Source organism: Methylomonas paludis, assembly GCF_018734325.1.
Classification (GTDB): Bacteria; Pseudomonadota; Gammaproteobacteria; order Methylococcales; family Methylomonadaceae; genus Methylomonas; species Methylomonas paludis.
Map to the genome: position 1 here is coordinate 3,042,531 of NZ_CP073754.1, position 17,191 is coordinate 3,059,721.

Here is a 17,191-nt window from a genome sequence, read left to right on the forward strand (position 1 = left end):
CGCCAGACATGCGCACCGTTGCATCGCAAGATAGTTACATTTGCACCAATATGGGCTAACAGCATGCATCAACAAGGCCGTTTCGGCCTTAAATAAAGCAACTTGAAAACCTAGGGCATGACCGCTCTAGTCTGTATTATCCAATTTAATTTATACCGGCTGGTATGGCCTAGAACCCTGGATGCCGCTAACGCAGCATCCAGGCTACGGACGCGTGGTCGGTTATAATGTGGCTGAATATCTTTAAAAATGAGACATCATGATTAATTTAGGCAAATTTAATAGTTTAACTGTATGCCGAACAACAGACAGCGCAGTGTATCTGGATGGCGGCGAAGAATGCGGCGAAATTTTGTTGCTGGATAAGGATCTGCCTACCCACTATCAAGTGGGTGATGTGCTAGAGGCTTTTGCGTTTATCGACGGCCATAATCAGGCTCTAGCCACACTTAAGGCTCCCAAAGCCCAGGTAGACGAGGTTGCCTGGTTAAAAGTTGTATCACTAAGTCACGCTGGAGCTTTTATGGACTGGGGCTTAAGCAAGGATTTGCTGGTTCCGTTTAGTGAGCAGAAAACCAAAATGATAGAAGGTCGCTCCTATCTGGTGCGCCTGTTTTTGGACGAAAGCAATCGAATTGCCGCCTCCACGCTGCTGGATGACTTTATTAAAGAGCAGGCGTTTTATTTTAAAGAAGGCCAGGCTGTTGATTTAATTATTGCCGAAGCCACCGACTTGGGATTTAAAGCAATTATTAATCATCAATACTGGGGACTTTTATACAAGAATGAGATTTTCCAAACCTTACCGTTCGGTCAGCACTTAACCGGCTATATCAAGAAAATCCGTGAAGATAATAAAATTGATCTGGCTTTGAATCAGGACAAATATGCTGAAAAAGTGGATAGTACGTCAGAGATGATTCTGCGCACCCTGCAAAAACATGGTGGCTATATTGCTTTAACCGACAAAAGCCCGCCGGAAATGATTTATGATACCTTTGGGGTAAGTAAAAAAGTGTTCAAGCAGGCTATAGGCGGTTTATATAAACAGCGTAAGATTGTTATTGAAGACAAGGGGTTGCGCGCCACCCCACAGGATAACTAACCCTGCAATCCTTCAAGCTAAACTTGACCACATTGGCTTATTTTTTAACGATGCTGCCCCAAGCTGCCATCCAGACTTGGGTCTGATAGCTGTCTGCGGTTTTAGGCAAATCTTTATTGAGCACCATAGCCAGGACTTGCAGGACAATACCAAAAAAATAACTGTAAGCCAAAGCGGGTTCCAATGCACGGATTTCGCCATCCTTAATACCAGCCTGCAGGATTTTTCTGATTTTATTGAAGGCCGCTGTTTCGAATAAGGCAGTTTGCTCAGGCAAAAAATCACTGGTTTTTATAAAAAGCATAAACTGGATAATTTCCGGAGCTTCATCGGTCAATCTGAACAATAAATCGACGATTTCCCGCAGCTGATCGGCCGCTTTACGGTTACGCCGGCGAATATCGTCTATTGATATGCTGAAACTGTCCAGTATGTTCTCCCGCAAGGCAATAGCGATAGCCTGTTTGGTTTTGAAAAACTGGTATATGACGCTAATGGATTTAAGTCCAGCCGCCTCTTTAATATCCGCTAAAGAAGTGTTGAAATAGCCTTTTTCGGCAAACAGTTTTAATGCTGCCTGTAAGATTTCATCCTGATTAACGATTTTGTTCGGGGTGTTTTCTATTTCTTGTTCCATTTTGTTATTATTTTTTTCAGCTTTACCTGCTAATAGCTGTAGAAACCCACAGTCTGAAATAAACTGTGGTCATTGTTATTCTCTAAAGGTTGAAAGCGCGGCAACCAGATAGTTGATCATTGACCACAGGGTTAATATGGCGGACAAGTATAACAGCCAGTAACCGATGTTGTTGATGGGTAAACCAAACAAATCGTCTCGGTACAGCAACATACTGACTGAGGTCATTTGTGCGGTGGTTTTCCATTTCCCCAATTGGGAGACCTTTACTTTGGCACGCTGGCCGATTTCCGCCATCCACTCTCTTAATGAGGCAATGGTGATTTCCCGGCTAATGATAATCGCCGCCGGAATGGCAAGATAGGGACTGGCTTCGGCTTGCACCACCAGCACCAAGACAAACGCCACCATCAGTTTATCTGCCACCGGGTCAAGAAATGCACCAAACGCAGTTTCCAAGCCAAGTTTACGAGCCAGATAGCCATCCAGCCAGTCGGTAAATGCTGCAAACAAAAATATCAGCGTACAAACCAGATTTGAATATTCCCACGGCATATAAAACACTATCGTCAATAGTGGGATCAATGCAATCCGCAATAAGGTCAGATAGGTTGGGAGATTAAATTTAACTGCCATCTTGATTGTGGAATATATCGTAAATACGTTGTGCCAATTGCCTGCTAATGCCATCAATACTGGCTAACGCATCCACACCAGCATTGGCTACGCCTTGCAAGCCACCGAACTGTTTTAATAAACTTTGCCGTCTTTTCTGCCCCAATCCGCTTATCTGTTCCAATACCGACTGGTTTTTTTGTTTAGCCCGGCGTTGCCGGTGTCCGGTAATGGCAAATCGGTGCGCTTCGTCCCGAATATGCTGGATCAACAACAATGCACTGGCGCCAGGCATGACATTCAAGGGCTGATCCTGATCAGGCAGGATAATTTTTTCCATACCCGCTTTACGATCAGGGCCTTTGGAAACTCCGACTATCATAACATTGTTTATCTGTAATTCAGTCAAAGCCTTTTTTGCTGCACCAACCTGACCTTTACCACCATCGATCAATAAAATATCGGGAGCCTGATGTTCGCCCTGTTTCAAGCGCTTATACCGACGCAGAATGGCCTGATGCATGGCGGCATAATCGTCCCCCCCGGTAATACCTTGGATATTAAACCGCCGATAAGCAGATTTGACCGGGCCTTCATGGTCAAATACCACACATGATGCCACGGTATATTCACCTTGGGTATGACTGATATCAAAACATTCCAGGCGTTTCGGCAATTCAGTACAACCCAATTCCTGTTGCAGACTGACAAAACGGGCCAGCTGATTTTGTTTGTCGGCCAACTTGGTCAGTAAGCTGTTTTCGGCATTGGTGACTGCCATTTGCAACCATTTTTGCCGCTCACCCCGCACATTACAACTGATGCTGACCCCATGCTTGGCCTGCTCACTCAAGACTTCGCTCAAGAGCTTGGTTTCGGGCAAAGCATGATTGACTATCAGTTCGTGCGGCACGGTTTTATCCAGATAATATTGACCAATAAAGGCCTGTAACACAGTTGCGATATCGTTGGCTTCGACCATTTTTGGAAAAAACTGACGACTCCCCAAATTTTGGCCATTACGGATGAAGAAAACTTGAACACTGGCAACTCCACCACTGGCGGCACAAGCAATAATATCGACATTGCCTTTTTCGCCTTGGACAAAATGTTTTTCCAGTACTGCCCGCAGGCGCTGGATCTGATCGCGGTATGCCGCCGCGGTTTCAAAATCCAGTATGGCTGCTGCAGCTTCCATTTTACCTACCAGGCGGTCTATCAATAAACCACCCTGACCTTCCAAAAACAAAATGGTATTATCGACATCAATCTGATATTGGGCCTGATTAATCAAACCAACACAGGGCCCAGTGCAACGCTCTATTTGATGTTGCAGACAGGGCCGGGAACGGGCGTTGTAATACGAGTCTTCACATTGCCGCACCGGGAAGATTTTTTGCAACAGCCTCAGGGTTTCCTTGACAGCGCTAGCGCTGGGATAGGGGCCAAAATACTTGCCGGGACGTTTTTTGGCTCCGCGATGAAACGTTAGCTGGGGAAATTCGTGACCGGAAATAAAAACATAGGGGTAGGATTTGTCGTCGCGCAGGCTGATGTTATAGCGGGGCTTATGACGCTTGATCAGCTGGCTTTCCAGCAATAATGCCTCACCCTCAGTATGGGTAATCGTGACTTCTATCGCCTGCACCTTGCTGACCATGGCCTGCTGCTTGGGTGAGACGGCCTGGCTTCTGAAATAACTGGAAACCCGGTTTTTCAGATTTTTGGCTTTACCTATATAGATGATTTCCGCTTTGTCGTCCAGCATCTTATAGATACCGGGACGCTGGGTAAGGGTCTTTAAAAAGGCTTTGACATCAAAGCCTGGACTGACAATCTGGTCGTTCACAGCTAGTGGTCGAGAATATTCCGAATAGTGGCAAAAACCTGACTGAGCATCTCCATACTCAGGCGTCTGGTTTGCACATTATAACGGCTGCAATGATAGGAACTGACCAGAGTATGCCCATTGGCCAGTGGATAGACACGATGATGACCAAACGGCATGGCTGCCGTCTTGATGCCATAGGCACGCAATACGGCTTGATGAGCAATATTGCCTAATACCAAGATCACCGATTTTTCCGGCAATGTGTCCAGCTCTGCTGCCAGATAATGATTACATTGCTTAATTTCATCCCCCGTGGGTTTGTTTTGCGGCGGCAAGCATTTAACCGCGTTGGTAATCCGGCAATCGGTTAACGTTAAACCATCGGCCAGATTATTGGACTCCAACTGATTGCTGAAACCAAAATCAAATAAGGCTTGATACAACAGGATACCGGCATAATCACCGGTAAATGGCCGGCCACTGGCATTGGCACCGTGCATGCCCGGTGCCAATCCTACGACGAGTAACCTGGCGTTAATATCCCCAAACGGCGCTACGGGTAAAGCATGGTAACTGGGGTATTTCTGTTTAACCTCGTCCAAAAAATTGGCCAATCGCGGACACTGCCGACAGGCGAGATTAAAATAGGCTGATACAGGCATATTGGTTATCTGATCATTTGCGGATTGGGATGGGCATTTTTGCAGAATTTGAGCCGAGCCGGGGAAAAATTGGTCACCAGACTGGATTTACGGCAAAATTCTGATGAATAATTAGCTTATGGTATCTTAATAGGCTTTACCGGCTTTGAATCGGTATTACTTTATACTTTATAAATCCGGTTATTCCTTATTTAATGCTCTCCATTTTCGTTCGATTTTCCATACGTTATTCCGGCATTGTCGTGATGCTGGCTTTATTGCTGCTGGTTTACGGTGCTTATCGTTTTGCCGATGCCGGTCTGGATATTTTTCCTGAATTTGCACCTAAACAAGTGATTATTCAGACCGAAGCTCCCGGACTGGCAGCCGAACAGGTGGAGGTACTGGTAAGTCAGCAAATTGAAACGGCTATCAGCGGTTTGATCGGCCTGAAGAATTTACGTTCCCAGTCTATCCAGGGTTTATCGATAGTCACGGCTGTTTTTGCAGAAAACAGCGATATTTACCGCAATAGGCAATTGATCAGTGAACGCCTGACCGGAATCAATCAGCGTTTACCGGCCGGGGTCGCCATGCCGGTAATGATCCCTCTCTCCTCGTCCTCGGCCACAGTATTGACGATAGGCATGAGTTCCAATAGCAAAAATCTGCTGGAATTGCGCAGTCTGGTGGACTGGACGCTGGCACCACGTTTGCTGGCTATACCGGGCGTGGCGGATGTGAATGTGTTTGGCGGTGAAATTCAGCAATTGCAGGTGCAAATCAGGCCGGATGCCTTACAGCGGTTTAATCTGGCTATCGACGAAATTGTTTCAGCAACCGCAGCTGCGGCAGAATTGAGCGGCTCCGGTTTTATTGAAAACACCAATCAACGCTTCACCCTGCAATTAAGCGGTCAACCGGTCAATCCTGACCAGTTTCGTCAGGTATTGGTAAAACGCCATAACGGCAGCAATATTCTGTTGGGCGATGTGGCTGATGTAGCTTACGCACCTGAGCCGCCCATCGGTGCCGCGCAAATCATGGGTAAACCCGGTATCGTGATGATGGTGATCGGCCAGTATGGCGCGAACACATTATCGGTATCCAAACAGGTGGAAACTGTGTTGACAGAGTTTGCCGCCTTGTTCGAACGCCAGAATATAGACTTTTACCCGCATCTGTTCCGCCCGGCCGATTATATTGAAACGTCGGTAGGAAATTTGTCCAGTCATTTACTGATAGGCGGCTTTTTTGTCGTGCTGATTCTGTATGTGTTTTTATTCAATTTCCGTAGTGCTTTTATCGCGGCATTGGCGATTCCGCTATCACTGATGACGGCGGTCATCGTGTTATTGGAGCGGGGCGCCAATCTGAATATTATGGTACTGGGCGGTCTGGCCATTGCCTTGGGCGAAGTGGTGGATGATGCAATTATTGATACCGAAAATATTTATCGGCGCTTGCGGGAAAATCAGCTGCTGGGGCAACCGGATAGTCTGGCCAGCGTTATTTATCGGGCATCCATGGAAGTGCGTGGTTCGGTGGTATACGCCAGTTTTATCGTGGCACTGGTGTTTGTGCCCTTGTTAACGCTGGATGGCGTGGCTGGCCGTTTATTTGCTCCACTGGGTTATTCATATATTCTGGCGATACTGATGTCTTTGCTGGTGGCATTAACCCTGACCCCGGCTTTGTGTCATTTATTATTAAGCCGTAATCTGGCCGAAGCGCTTGACCCGCCCTTGGTCAGACGCTTAAAACCGGTTTATACTCGGTTGCTGACCTGGGTGATGCGGCATTTCAAGGTAATTGCGGGTATCTGTGTGCTGCTGTGCGTAATCGGTATTGGTGGATTTGCCAGTCTGGAACATAAGTTTTTACCGGAACTGCGGGAAGGCCATTTTATTATCCACACCGCAAGTGTACCGGGAACTTCTTTAAAGGAATCGATAAGAGTAGGCAGCCAGCTTACCGCTGCATTTATGAATATAGCCGGGGTGGAATCGGTGTCGCAATGGGCCGGACGGGCCGAACGCGGCGCAGATACTTACGGCAGTCATTACAGTGAATATGAAGTGCGTTTGCAGACTTTATCCGGAGCAGAACAGCAACGGGTATTGGATAATTTGCGCGCGATTCTGGACACTTTTCCGGGTATTAATTATGAAGCTAATACTTTTCTTACCGAGCGAGTGGACGAAACCATTTCCGGCTATACGGCGGCGGTCGTGGTTAATATTTATGGCAATGATCTGGCAACCCTGGACAGCAAAGCTCAGGCAGTGGCCAATATTATGCGGGAAACCGACGGCGCAAATGATATTCAGGTGCGCTCACCACCACTTACTTCCATGCTGCAGGTACAACTGGACCAGGAACAATTACGTTTTCGGGGGATTAGTCCGGCTCAGGTGATGGCGGCACTGCAAACCGCTTATGAGGGCAAGATAGTCGGCAAAAATATTCAGGGCAACCGGATTTATAATGTGGCCGTGACCTTACCGGCAGATTTACGCAACCAAACCGAGTTTTTGCAGCTGCTGCCGTTAAAAAACGCCGATGGTGAGCGGGTGCTGCTGGGGCAAGTTGCTGACATTCGTCACAGCGAAGGCCGTTACAATATTTTGCATCAGGGCGCACAGCGGGTACAGACGGTCAGTTGCAATATAGACGAACGTGACATGGATGATTTTATGCACGAATTAAAGCAGCGGGTATTACAAGAGGTGGACTGGCGGCAAGGCAGTTATCCGGACTTTATCGGTGCGGCACTGGAACAGGCCAAAGCCCGTGAAGCCCTGATCATCCATGCGCTGCTGGCGGGTAGCGGGGTGCTGTTATTAATTTATATTGCGTTGGGCAGTATCAGACATGTGGCTTTAACGCTGGTCAATCTGCCGTTTGCCCTGCTGGGCGGTGTGACAGCAGTACTAGCAACTGACGGTACTTTGTCAGTGGGTTCGGTAGTGGGTTTTATCACTTTGTTTGGCATTACGGTGCGCAACTGTATCATGCTGATTTCTCACTACCGGCATCTGGTAGAGCAGGATGGCCTGCCCTGGACTCTGGACACCGCAGTGCAGGGTGCCCAGGAACGTTTGCCGTCAATTTTAATGACGGCTCTGGTCACTGCGCTGGCCATGCTGCCGATAGCCTTTGACAGTGACAACCCCGGCCGGGAAATCATGGGGCCAATGGCTGCCATTATTATTGGCGGGCTGGCTTCCTCGACAGCATTGAATCTGTTGTTATTACCAACGATTTTGTTGAAGTTTGGCCGTTTTGAACGCAGTTAGGCCACTAGCTCTGCGTCATGAAACACATTTTGCACATCATCCAGATCATTGAGCAAATCCAGAAATTTTTCAAATAGGGCTATATCATCCTCATTACTGATGACGGTGGCGCTTTTGGGAATAAACTGGATTTCATCGACTTCAAAATCGATTTCGCCAAAAGCTTCGGCCAGAGCCTGCCGGGCTTTGAAATAGTCGGTATGCGGGGTAAACACGGTAATGATACCGGCATCGCTTTCGACATCGCTGACATCAACATCAGCAGTCAATAAGGCTTCCAGTACGGCATCTTCGTTATCATGTTTAAACGCCAGGATGGCGGAATGGTCAAACATGTGACTGACCGCGCCCTGGGTGCCGATTTTGCATTTGGTTTTGGTGAAACACAAGCGCACATCACCAAAGGTACGATTGGGGTTGTCGGTGAGGCAGTCGACAATCACCATGCTGCCGCCAGGACCATAACCCTCATAGCGAGCCGGTGCGAAATCCTCACCTGCCCCGCCCTTGGCTTTATCTATGGCTTTTTCGATGACATGGGAAGGCACCTGATCCTTTTTGGCGCGTTCGATCAAACCACGCAAGGCCAGATTGCCGGAAGGATCAGTACCACCGGATTTGGCGCAGACATAGAGTTCACGGCCATATTTGCTGTAGACTTTTGCCTTGGCATCCGAGGTTTTGGCCATGGAAACTTTGCGGTTTTGATACGCTCTACCCATTTGATTATTGCTCCATTGAATTGACAACTAAATTGGCGAATTTTACAGCTAAGTCGTGCCGTTGTCAGAATTGTTGTCGGTTTACCACAAGTGCTTATGCCGCCAATTACTCAGGGTTTGAGCAAAATAATCTTCAGGACCGACAAAACTCCCTCACCGGACAGTTTGGCGGTACACTATAGCTTGCTTAGAAACCGGCAATACGACAATGAACCATCATGACAGGTTATGGCAGGATTCAGCGCTATCTGAGCTGGGCTGGGTATTGGCAGCCCGCACTGAGCAGGGTGTGTGCGCTATTTTATTGGGGGATAGCCCCGATCAGTTGCTGGATGAACTACGCAGCCGCTTCAAACAGGCGGAAATACTCGGCGGTGATGCGCAATTGCCGGAAATTCTGGCTAAAATAATCGGATTTATCGCCAACCCGGCGCTAGGCTTGGATTTGCGGCTGGACGCGCGCGGCACTGATTTTCAGCAATTGGTTTGGCAAGCTTTACGGCAAATTCGTTATGCTGAGCAAATCAGTTATGCGGAACTGGCCAATCGCATCAGCCAACCCACGGCGGTACGCGCCGTTGCCAGGGCGTGTGGCGCTAACCCTGTGGCGCTGGCTATCCCTTGCCACCGGGTGGTGGCTAGTAACGGCAAGTTGTCCGGCTATCGCTGGGGAGTTGAACGCAAAGCTGAGTTATTAAGACGCGAATCATTGCCGAAGCCGCACTGATAGTTTCGCTTTTATACTACCTCATTAAAGAGAGCTTAAATAATGGTTGATTGTTTATTCTGCAAAATGGCATCCGGCCAGATTAAACCGGATGTGGTTTATGAAGACGATGAATTACTGGCCTTCCGCGATATTCATCCTCAAGCACCGTTGCATGTATTGGTTATTCCCAAACGCCATATCAGCAATCTGAATGAACTGGATGATACGGCACTGGGTGGCCGTCTGTTGCAAACCGCCGCCAGACTGGCCGCAGAGCTGGGCTACGCAGAATCAGGCTACCGTACTGTGTTTAATTGCAATAATGATGGCGGGCAGACGGTATTTCATCTGCATTTGCATGTGCTGGGTGGTCGGCAAATGCATTGGCCGCCGGGTTGATGTATTTCAAAGAATTAAGTGATGTAACTTTTAGGCAGAGAAATTTTATACTGAAATCGCCAAATGAAAAACAATACAAAAAACAATCGAGAGCATTGTTAGATTAATCATCATGCAATATCTTATAGAAAGACCTTTTAAATTTTTATTAGCTATTGATGCTTTACGCAATATTCTCTGAAATTTATACTGTTCTTCAGGTGACTTTTCATAGGAAGACTGCCCAACCCAGTAAAAGCTTATAGAAAACAAAATGGTAAAAATGATAGCTGCTATTTGGATAAAATAGGGATCAATACTCTTACAAAATCACACCACACCACGACCAGCTTGATAAAATGATGTCCAACCAGCACAACCCAAATAATCGTCACATAAAGACTAATAATAATATTTATCTTAGATACTGAATATGGGCCAGGCCCAATTATATATTCATTAATATATTCTCTAATACTTATTTTATCTTCCTTACGGAACCTCTGATTAATTCGTTATCTCGAATTTCGGTACCAATAAAATCAATGCCTTGCGGATTGGTTTTTCTTGAAAAACTGCATTAATCAGAGGTTCCTTACCAGCCGTTTTTGTTTTGTTAGTGGACCAATAATTTCGTCTTCCAACATACAAACATGGTTTTCCCAATTTTCCTGCCATTGTTTACTAACAAATCTTCCCTCCCTGGGCTTTCCATTTTTGTAAATACAAGTGCATAACCACCAAAAATTACACCAATAAACGTCCAAAAATATGTGGCTCTCTTCCAGTAAAGCTCTATTTCAAACTTTCTGGTATCCAGAGCATTAGTCAACGCAGCCGTTAGTTTCTTTTTGTCTTTATCGTAATCAGAAACACCAAAATCGGATAGATATTGAGATAGTGGATCTGTTTGACTATTTTGTTCGCTATTCTCGCTCATATCTATCCCAATTATCCTAAACAATCACCAACTTCAACCCCAAGTTTTGCTTTTAAAACTCCTGAAATAAAAAATCCAGTGCTGCCGTGATTTCAAAATGTTTGGCGGCCAGCGAGCGAGGTGACGGGGGTTTTTAGGATGCGTAGCGGCACTGCGGCAAGTTTGGGGGTTTCGACAATACAGAGAAGTTCTTCCACCCATACTTCAGGCAACAGATTGGCCGGCATTCGGCTGATTGGAAAACTATCGCGGCGGCGTAAAGGAATAACGATGCGAGTATCCAGTCCACTGAGTACTTCGCTTTGCACATCCAACAAATACGGAACGATACCAGCATGTTCCCCAGTATTGCGGTAGACATCATACCGCGCCATGTCAGAACGAACGCCAGTTTTGCAGCGGCAATTCTTCCTGTGCCAATAATTGATTGTAAACCGCTATGAAATCACTGTGTTCCTGTTGCCAGCGCAATTCGCGTTCCTGGCGGACTCGTTCCCGAAGAAACTGATCGCAAACTTGCGAAATATTGATACCCAAAGCTCTGGCTTCTGTTAACACATCGACAGAAAGGCTAATATTGGTGGCTTTTTTAAGTGTAGTGGACATGGCAAGGACGCATTATAAGTTGATACTTAATACGCATTCTAAGACCACATGAATGGGATTGCCAGTAAAGGGTAGAAATTCTACAGTTAGCTTGAGAGTTTGACAGGGATAACTGCCTGGCTAATCAATAGCTATCACAAATCTTACCTTTATGCATAGGTTGTGGGCTGCGATTTCCCGGATTCCGCTGACGCTGCATCCGGGCTACGGGTACGCTGGTTTGCTGTTTGAAAAAGCTATTCGAATCAGGCGGAAAGCTTGCCACTATCGTTGGCGGCTTTCAGGCATTTGCGGGCGCAACTGGCGCAACGTCCGCAGTCGACGCTGACTTGCAATTCACGGCGTAAATCTTTCAGGGTTTTGGCGCCGTTGATGGCTGCCTCACGAATTTGGCTGTCGGTAACGGCCTGACATACACAGACATACATTGAAAATACTCCTCAGCATGATGCTTATTCAACATTGTTGAGAAGCATTCTCATTTACTTTTTAGGGCTTGTCAAGTATTTAATATGTTTACCATCGTCAAAACCGCGGCAATGATTTTAATCGGCACCCGGCTCAATATGCGATTGCAAATAATTGGGCAGTGTTACCGCTGAAATCAGGCCTTGTTGGGTTTCCAGCCAGTCTATGGCTGCTTCGCAATGTTCCAGTAATTCCACCAGCAAATCGCGACTGACGTAATCCTGCACTTCTTCGCATAAAGCCACTGCTTTAATCAGCAAGGGCCGCTGTATATTAGCTTCGTATTCCAGGTCGCCATTCAGGCATTCCAGGACATTTTCGCCAATCAGCAGTTTGCCCAGGTTTTGCAAATTGGGCAGGCCTTCCAGAAACAGAATGCGGGAAATCAGTTCATCGGCTTCCTTCATGACCCGGATGGATTGTTTGTATTGGTAATCGTTTAGTTTTTCCAGACCCCAGTTACGAAACATGCGGGCATGCAGAAAGTACTGATTAATTGAGGTAAGCTCGTTTTTTAGAACTTTATTGAGTATTTCCAGAACTTTTTTGTCGCCTTTCATTTTCTACTCCGCAGACGTTTAAACACCAGGCTTGATTTGGCTTTGCTGATAATTTTCCAGCCCCAGCAGTTTAATTAACCGCAATTGCTGTTCCAGCCAATAGGCATGATCCATTTCGGTATCTTCCAGCTGTTGGCTTAGCATGTCGCGCGTGACATAATCCTGGGCTATTTCGCTGGCGGCGATGGCTTTTTTGAGTTCGCCGACCACATGATATTCCACATCCAGATCAGCTTGCAGCATTTTCGGTACGCTACTGCCCACCTTTAACTCGGTACGTTTGACCAGATCGGGCTTGCCTTCCAGAAACAAAATGCGCTGGATCAGGGCACGGGCGTGCTGGCGTTCATGCTCTGATTCGTGCAGACTTTTTTCGGCCAGATGGTGTAAGCCCCAATCGGCATACATTTCGCCGTGAATTAAGTATTGATCTGAAGCGCTTAACTCCCCGGCGAGCAAGTCGTTGAGTATTTGTATAATTTTTTTATCGCCTTTCATGGTCGTCTCCGAAAATGTGCAGACAGCACTTAGCTATATCTTATTGTTCTGGATTTTACGCTTGCCGGGCTGGCCGTCAACTTAAAGTTTGTCCAATTAATACTGACTTGGGTTTAGCAGGCCAGTTTATTTAATCCAGCCGATAATATGATCTTCCATATCTTCGACTTGTGATTCTTTAATGGCATAACTGCGTATGGATACGCCGGCCTTTCTGACCGAATCCGGGTCTTTGCTAATCAGCGGATGCCAGACTGGTAAGGGTTCGCCTATGGTCAGCAGGCGATAGGCGCAGGTATCCGGCAGCCATTTGTAACCGGAGAAATCGTGCTGTTTTAAGTCCAAACATTCCGGTACCAGGGTGCAGCGTTCGCTATAACGCGTACAACGGCAGCTATCCAGATCAATTAATTCGCAGACTACCCGGGTGACTGCAATTTCGCCGCTGTCTTCATCTTCCAGTTTATGCAGACAGCATTTTCCGCAGTTATCACACAGTGACTCCCATTCGGCAGTGCTCATTTCGGCTAGTGATTTGGTTTCCCAGAAGTTCATGGCTTTATTGAGGTTTGAGTATACGCAATTGATAATACAACACCACCCAAGCGCCGAACACAGCCAGCAAGGAGGCTATCATCAGCAGGGATAAAAATTCTGTAAAGCTTAAAAATAGTAATTCGAATGAGGCATTGTAAAGTATGGAGAGTTTTTCCACCGGCGATTCGACGATAAATAGCATGACAGTAATGATGATCCAGGCCAGAAAACCGCCCAGAAAGCCCAGCCAAAATCCGGTATACAGAAATGGCCGCTGAATAAAGGCATTGGTGGCGCCTACCAGTTTGGAAATGAATACTTCATCCTGGCGATTTTGTAATTCCAGACGTATGGTATTGGCGGTAACAAAGGTGACGGCAAAACCCAGCAGGATGCTGACCAGAGTAACGCCGCGCCCGGCGATTTGCATAATAGTTTGCACCCGCTCCACCCATTGCATATCCACCTGCACAAATTCCACTTGAGGCATTTGCTTGAATTCGCCCTGAAGTTTATCGATATCGGCTTTGGTTTCCAGTACGTTTTTGGGTAATACCTGTATCACGCTGGGCAAAGGGTTGGTATCCAAGGCTTTCAGAGCATCGGCAAATCCGCTGTTGAGGCGAAATTCTTCCAGCGCCTGTTTTTTGCTGATGTATTTGGCATCGACGATGCTGTCATGCTGTTTTAATTGTTCGGTGAGTTTCAGACCTGCCGCTTCGGTGACGTTATCACGCAAAAACAGCGACATTTGGTTGGTAGCCTGCAGATTACCGGTTAATTGCTGGATATTGGCCACCACGATATAAAAACCGCCGGCCAAGGAAATCGCAATGGATAATACCAGCAAGGTCATGGCTGACGTATAGGGGGTACGGCTGAGCCGGCCTAAACTGGAAAACAAGCCGTGAGCATGATTAAGCAAATAGGCGGAAAATTGTTCTTTAAGCCTATCGGCAAACGGTTTTGCGTTGCGTTTTTTCATGCTCAACTCGCTACCAGATGGCCTTTATGCAGTGTCAAAACCCGATGGCCCAGACTGTTAATGAGTTCTATATCGTGGGTGGCAATTAAAATGGTGACACCTACCTGTTTAAACTCTTCAAACATGTACATAATCTCGGCAGACAAATCAGGATCGAGATTTCCGGTCGGCTCATCGGCCAGTATCAGTTTGGGTTTGTTGACAATTGCTCTGGCTATGCCAACCCGCTGCTGTTCACCGCCGGACAAGGCCAGCGGATATTTTCTTTCTTTGCTGAGTAATTTGACTTTGTCCAGAGCTGCCCTTACCCGCCGGGAAATCTCCTGATGGTTAACCCCGCTGACAATCAGGGGCAAGGCTACATTATCAAACACGGTTCTGTCGTTCAGTAATTTATAGTCCTGGAAAATCAATCCCAAGTGACGGCGGATATAAGGAATGCGCCAATCACTAATGCGACTGATATTCTGGTTATCCAGGGTGATGACGCCTCGGTTGCATTGTTCCATCATGGCTATCAGTTTCAGTAAAGTACTTTTACCGGCCCCGGAGCGACCAGTCAGAAACGCCATTTCCCCACGATACAGGTGAAAGCAGACATCCGACAGTGCTTCGCCGGCATCAGGGTAACGTTTACTGACGTGCTCAAATTTCAGCATGGTTTAGTCGGTTTCAAACAAGGCATCTACAAAGGTTTTGGCATCAAAGTCTTGCAGGTCGGTAATGGCTTCTCCCACACCGATAAAACGGATCGGCACTTGCAACTGGTTAGCCAAGGCAAAAATCACCCCACCTTTGGCGGTGCCGTCCAATTTGGTTAAGGCTAAACCGGTCAGCTTGACGGCTTCGTTAAATAAGCGGGCCTGTGATAAGGCATTTTGGCCGGTGCAGGCATCCAGTATCAATAACACTTCATGAGGCGCATTTTCATCCAGCTTACCCATAATCCGTTTGATTTTTTTCAATTCTTCCATCAAGTTGGACTTGGTATGCAAGCGTCCGGCAGTATCGGCAATCAACACATCCACGCCTTTGGCTTTGGCAGACTGCAGGGCATCGAATATAACCGAAGCTGAATCTGCACCACTATGCTGGGCAACCACCTGAATATTATTGCGCTCACCCCAGGTTTGCAACTGTTCGACAGCGGCGGCCCGAAAGGTATCACCTGCCGCCAGCATGACGCTATGGCCCTGACCCTGCAGGCGATGCGCCAGCTTACCTATGGATGTGGTTTTACCGGCACCGTTAACGCCAACTACCAGAATGACAAACGGACTGTCCTGAGCTGGAATCCGCAAGGGCTGGCTGCAAGGCTCCAGCATTTCATACAGAATTTGTTTTAAAGCCTGGGTTAAGGCTACTCCATCTTTAAGCTGGTCTTTTTCCAGGCTTGCGGTCAATTGGCTGATTATTTTAGTGGTGGTCTCCATGCCTAAATCCGCCATTAACAAGCGGGCTTCGATTTCTTCGAGCAGATCACGGCTGATTTTATTTTGGCCTATGCTGACGCTGCTGAGGACATTGGCCAGACTACCCCGAGTTTTGCTGAGCTGGTGTTTCAGGCGGAAAAACAGTGATTCCGGCTCCGGCTGGATTGGGGGTTCCAGACTAACTGGTTGGACAGGTATTTCCAGCCCGGTTGGCAAGGTTTCCGCTTCGGGCAGTTCATCTGTACCGCTGCTGTATTTGCCATAAAAGTTGATCAGCAACAAGGGCAACATCAATAAAGCCGCAAAGGCATTATGAGCCACTGCTGACCATAAGGGTAAATCATGTTTGATAGTAAAAATGCCCAGACCGATTTGCACCAGTAACAATAGGCTTAACCAAACGCCAGCCCGACGTAGTGGTTTGGGGTTTTGCTCTGCGGTAGCTGACAACATGACCAAGGTCAGCAACACAAAGCTGATTAAGGCACCTAGCCTGTGTAACCAATGCACGGCAATTTGAGCGGCTGCCGGCAGAATGCTGGCATCGCCGCTGACCAGGCCATGCCATAAATTTAAGGCACCGCCAAAATCAGCATCCGGTAACCAGGCCCCATTACAACGTGGGAAATCCACACATGCCAGAGCAGCATAATTACTGCTGACCCAGCCACCCAAGCCGATTTGCAGCAGTAATACCAGTATGGCTACTCCAGTCAACAGCGTGGGGCCTAAGCGTTGTGGACGGCGCTTGAGCTGGGGATGACTATGCAGATAAATCCACACCAAGGTCCACAGAGTAATGAAGCCCAGCAACAGGTGGCTACTTACCACGATAGGCATGACCTTGAGATTGACTGTCCACATACCCAGAGCAGCTTGCCCGGCTATGATGATCAGCAGCGCCAAGGACCAGGCAAAGGCTTTGCGTGATTGCGGCTTGGCCAACCAGGCCAATACCGGCAATATCAGTGCGATCAATCCCAGTAAACCAGCCAGATAACGATGACTCATTTCTTTCCAGGCTTTGGCGGTGTCCAACGGATTTTCCGGAAATGCGGTGGCGGCATCGGCTTTAAATTCCGGGCTGGCACTAAGCACTGATTTACCGTAACAGCCTGGCCAATCTGGACAACCCAAGCCGGCATCCGACAAGCGGACATAAGCTCCCACGACGATGACCAGCAGAGCCAGTATGACTCCAAACAACGATATTTTTCTAAACATGTG

Annotated in this window: 19 protein-coding genes; 4 read left to right on the top strand and 15 right to left on the bottom strand. The window is 47.3% G+C overall.

Translation table 11 applies throughout. From position 1 onward, the window contains the following. Positions 1–259 precede the first annotated feature (259 nt). Positions 260–1,105, top strand: coding sequence for a CvfB family protein (locus tag KEF85_RS13770; RefSeq protein WP_215581506.1), 846 nt, complete (start codon positions 260–262; stop codon positions 1,103–1,105). A gap of 37 nt (positions 1,106–1,142) precedes the next feature. On the opposite strand, the gene KEF85_RS13775 is transcribed toward KEF85_RS13770, so the two are convergent. The 4 genes from KEF85_RS13775 to KEF85_RS13790 all read right to left on the bottom strand — a co-directional run bounded on the left by KEF85_RS13775 (position 1,143) and on the right by KEF85_RS13790 (position 4,850). Next, positions 1,143–1,742: a TetR/AcrR family transcriptional regulator gene (locus KEF85_RS13775; protein WP_215581510.1), complete on the bottom strand. Its 600-nt coding sequence runs from the start codon at positions 1,740–1,742 to the stop codon at positions 1,143–1,145. Positions 1,743–1,817: 75 nt separating this feature from the next. Further along, a complete protein-coding gene (gene pgsA, locus KEF85_RS13780; RefSeq protein WP_215581511.1) occupies positions 1,818–2,378 on the bottom strand; it encodes a CDP-diacylglycerol--glycerol-3-phosphate 3-phosphatidyltransferase in 561 nt (186 codons plus the stop codon). Beyond that, on the bottom strand, positions 2,368–4,206 hold the full coding sequence (gene uvrC / locus KEF85_RS13785; RefSeq protein ID WP_215581519.1) for an excinuclease ABC subunit UvrC: 1,839 nt from the start codon (positions 4,204–4,206) through the stop codon (positions 2,368–2,370). The genes pgsA and uvrC overlap by 11 nt, the downstream gene beginning before the upstream one ends. Before the next feature lie 2 nt (positions 4,207–4,208). Further along, positions 4,209–4,850 (bottom strand): uracil-DNA glycosylase, encoded by a 642-nt coding sequence (locus KEF85_RS13790; RefSeq protein WP_215581520.1) that lies wholly within the window; start codon positions 4,848–4,850, stop codon positions 4,209–4,211. Between the two features lie 194 nt (positions 4,851–5,044). Here KEF85_RS13790 and KEF85_RS13795 point away from each other — a divergent pair, with 194 nt between their 5' ends. Continuing rightward, complete coding sequence (locus tag KEF85_RS13795) at positions 5,045–8,128, top strand: efflux RND transporter permease subunit (protein ID WP_215581521.1); 3,084 nt, start codon at positions 5,045–5,047, stop codon at positions 8,126–8,128. Here KEF85_RS13795 and KEF85_RS13800 read toward each other — a convergent pair. Continuing rightward, the gene (locus KEF85_RS13800; RefSeq protein ID WP_215581522.1) at positions 8,125–8,850 is read right to left on the bottom strand and encodes a YebC/PmpR family DNA-binding transcriptional regulator; all 726 of its coding nucleotides are present in this window, start codon (positions 8,848–8,850) and stop codon (positions 8,125–8,127) included. The genes KEF85_RS13795 and KEF85_RS13800 overlap by 4 nt on opposite strands. A gap of 208 nt (positions 8,851–9,058) precedes the next feature. Here KEF85_RS13800 and KEF85_RS13805 point away from each other — a divergent pair, with 208 nt between their 5' ends. Next, on the top strand, positions 9,059–9,577 hold the full coding sequence (locus KEF85_RS13805; RefSeq protein ID WP_215581523.1) for a methylated-DNA--[protein]-cysteine S-methyltransferase: 519 nt from the start codon (positions 9,059–9,061) through the stop codon (positions 9,575–9,577). A gap of 42 nt (positions 9,578–9,619) precedes the next feature. After that, a complete protein-coding gene (locus KEF85_RS13810) occupies positions 9,620–9,958 on the top strand; it encodes a histidine triad nucleotide-binding protein (protein ID WP_215581524.1) in 339 nt (112 codons plus the stop codon). 595 nt (positions 9,959–10,553) lie between these two features. Here KEF85_RS13810 and KEF85_RS13815 read toward each other — a convergent pair. The 10 genes from KEF85_RS13815 to ftsY form a co-directional block, all read right to left on the bottom strand. Beyond that, positions 10,554–10,877: a RipA family octameric membrane protein gene (locus KEF85_RS13815; protein WP_215581525.1), complete on the bottom strand. Its 324-nt coding sequence runs from the start codon at positions 10,875–10,877 to the stop codon at positions 10,554–10,556. Positions 10,878–10,969: 92 nt separating this feature from the next. Continuing rightward, the gene (locus KEF85_RS13820) at positions 10,970–11,251 is read right to left on the bottom strand and encodes a CcdB family protein (protein ID WP_246534955.1); all 282 of its coding nucleotides are present in this window, start codon (positions 11,249–11,251) and stop codon (positions 10,970–10,972) included. A gap of 1 nt (position 11,252) precedes the next feature. Beyond that, on the bottom strand, positions 11,253–11,483 hold the full coding sequence (locus KEF85_RS13825; protein WP_215581526.1) for a type II toxin-antitoxin system CcdA family antitoxin: 231 nt from the start codon (positions 11,481–11,483) through the stop codon (positions 11,253–11,255). Positions 11,484–11,728: 245 nt separating this feature from the next. Next, positions 11,729–11,911 (bottom strand): (2Fe-2S)-binding protein, encoded by a 183-nt coding sequence (locus KEF85_RS13830; RefSeq protein ID WP_215581527.1) that lies wholly within the window; start codon positions 11,909–11,911, stop codon positions 11,729–11,731. 117 nt (positions 11,912–12,028) lie between these two features. Then, positions 12,029–12,511 (bottom strand): bacterioferritin, encoded by a 483-nt coding sequence (gene bfr / locus KEF85_RS13835; RefSeq protein ID WP_215581529.1) that lies wholly within the window; start codon positions 12,509–12,511, stop codon positions 12,029–12,031. Between the two features lie 18 nt (positions 12,512–12,529). Further along, positions 12,530–13,009 carry a bacterioferritin gene (gene bfr, locus KEF85_RS13840; RefSeq protein WP_215581530.1) on the bottom strand — a complete coding sequence of 160 codons (480 nt, stop codon included), beginning with the start codon at positions 13,007–13,009 and terminating at the stop codon, positions 12,530–12,532. A gap of 126 nt (positions 13,010–13,135) precedes the next feature. Continuing rightward, complete coding sequence (locus tag KEF85_RS13845; RefSeq protein ID WP_215581537.1) at positions 13,136–13,564, bottom strand: YcgN family cysteine cluster protein; 429 nt, start codon at positions 13,562–13,564, stop codon at positions 13,136–13,138. Positions 13,565–13,568: 4 nt separating this feature from the next. Then, positions 13,569–14,531 (bottom strand): permease-like cell division protein FtsX, encoded by a 963-nt coding sequence (gene ftsX / locus KEF85_RS13850; RefSeq protein ID WP_215581538.1) that lies wholly within the window; start codon positions 14,529–14,531, stop codon positions 13,569–13,571. A gap of 2 nt (positions 14,532–14,533) precedes the next feature. Further along, on the bottom strand, positions 14,534–15,190 hold the full coding sequence (gene ftsE / locus KEF85_RS13855) for a cell division ATP-binding protein FtsE (RefSeq protein ID WP_215581540.1): 657 nt from the start codon (positions 15,188–15,190) through the stop codon (positions 14,534–14,536). A gap of 3 nt (positions 15,191–15,193) precedes the next feature. Continuing rightward, positions 15,194–17,188 carry a signal recognition particle-docking protein FtsY gene (gene ftsY / locus KEF85_RS13860; RefSeq protein ID WP_215581542.1) on the bottom strand — a complete coding sequence of 665 codons (1,995 nt, stop codon included), beginning with the start codon at positions 17,186–17,188 and terminating at the stop codon, positions 15,194–15,196. Positions 17,189–17,191: the final 3 nt, after the last annotated feature.

Excerpts from the sequence above, each read along its gene's own strand:
- KEF85_RS13770 (WP_215581506.1), top strand. The coding sequence starts at position 260 with ATGATTAATTTAGGCAAATTTAATAGTTTAACTGTATGCCGAACAACA.
- KEF85_RS13775 (WP_215581510.1), bottom strand. The coding sequence starts at position 1,742 with ATGGAACAAGAAATAGAAAACACCCCGAACAAAATCGTTAATCAGGAT.
- pgsA (WP_215581511.1), bottom strand. The coding sequence starts at position 2,378 with ATGGCAGTTAAATTTAATCTCCCAACCTATCTGACCTTATTGCGGATT.
- KEF85_RS13790 (WP_215581520.1), bottom strand. The coding sequence starts at position 4,850 with ATGCCTGTATCAGCCTATTTTAATCTCGCCTGTCGGCAGTGTCCGCGA.
- KEF85_RS13795 (WP_215581521.1), top strand. The coding sequence starts at position 5,045 with ATGCTCTCCATTTTCGTTCGATTTTCCATACGTTATTCCGGCATTGTC.
- KEF85_RS13800 (WP_215581522.1), bottom strand. The coding sequence starts at position 8,850 with ATGGGTAGAGCGTATCAAAACCGCAAAGTTTCCATGGCCAAAACCTCG.
- KEF85_RS13805 (WP_215581523.1), top strand. The coding sequence starts at position 9,059 with ATGAACCATCATGACAGGTTATGGCAGGATTCAGCGCTATCTGAGCTG.
- KEF85_RS13810 (WP_215581524.1), top strand. The coding sequence starts at position 9,620 with ATGGTTGATTGTTTATTCTGCAAAATGGCATCCGGCCAGATTAAACCG.
- KEF85_RS13815 (WP_215581525.1), bottom strand. The coding sequence starts at position 10,877 with ATGAGCGAGAATAGCGAACAAAATAGTCAAACAGATCCACTATCTCAA.
- KEF85_RS13820 (WP_246534955.1), bottom strand. The coding sequence starts at position 11,251 with ATGGCGCGGTATGATGTCTACCGCAATACTGGGGAACATGCTGGTATC.
- KEF85_RS13825 (WP_215581526.1), bottom strand. The coding sequence starts at position 11,483 with ATGTCCACTACACTTAAAAAAGCCACCAATATTAGCCTTTCTGTCGAT.
- KEF85_RS13830 (WP_215581527.1), bottom strand. The coding sequence starts at position 11,911 with ATGTATGTCTGTGTATGTCAGGCCGTTACCGACAGCCAAATTCGTGAG.
- bfr (WP_215581529.1), bottom strand. The coding sequence starts at position 12,511 with ATGAAAGGCGACAAAAAAGTTCTGGAAATACTCAATAAAGTTCTAAAA.
- bfr (WP_215581530.1), bottom strand. The coding sequence starts at position 13,009 with ATGAAAGGCGATAAAAAAATTATACAAATACTCAACGACTTGCTCGCC.
- KEF85_RS13845 (WP_215581537.1), bottom strand. The coding sequence starts at position 13,564 with ATGAACTTCTGGGAAACCAAATCACTAGCCGAAATGAGCACTGCCGAA.
- ftsX (WP_215581538.1), bottom strand. The coding sequence starts at position 14,531 with ATGAAAAAACGCAACGCAAAACCGTTTGCCGATAGGCTTAAAGAACAA.
- ftsE (WP_215581540.1), bottom strand. The coding sequence starts at position 15,190 with ATGCTGAAATTTGAGCACGTCAGTAAACGTTACCCTGATGCCGGCGAA.
- ftsY (WP_215581542.1), bottom strand. The coding sequence starts at position 17,188 with ATGTTTAGAAAAATATCGTTGTTTGGAGTCATACTGGCTCTGCTGGTC.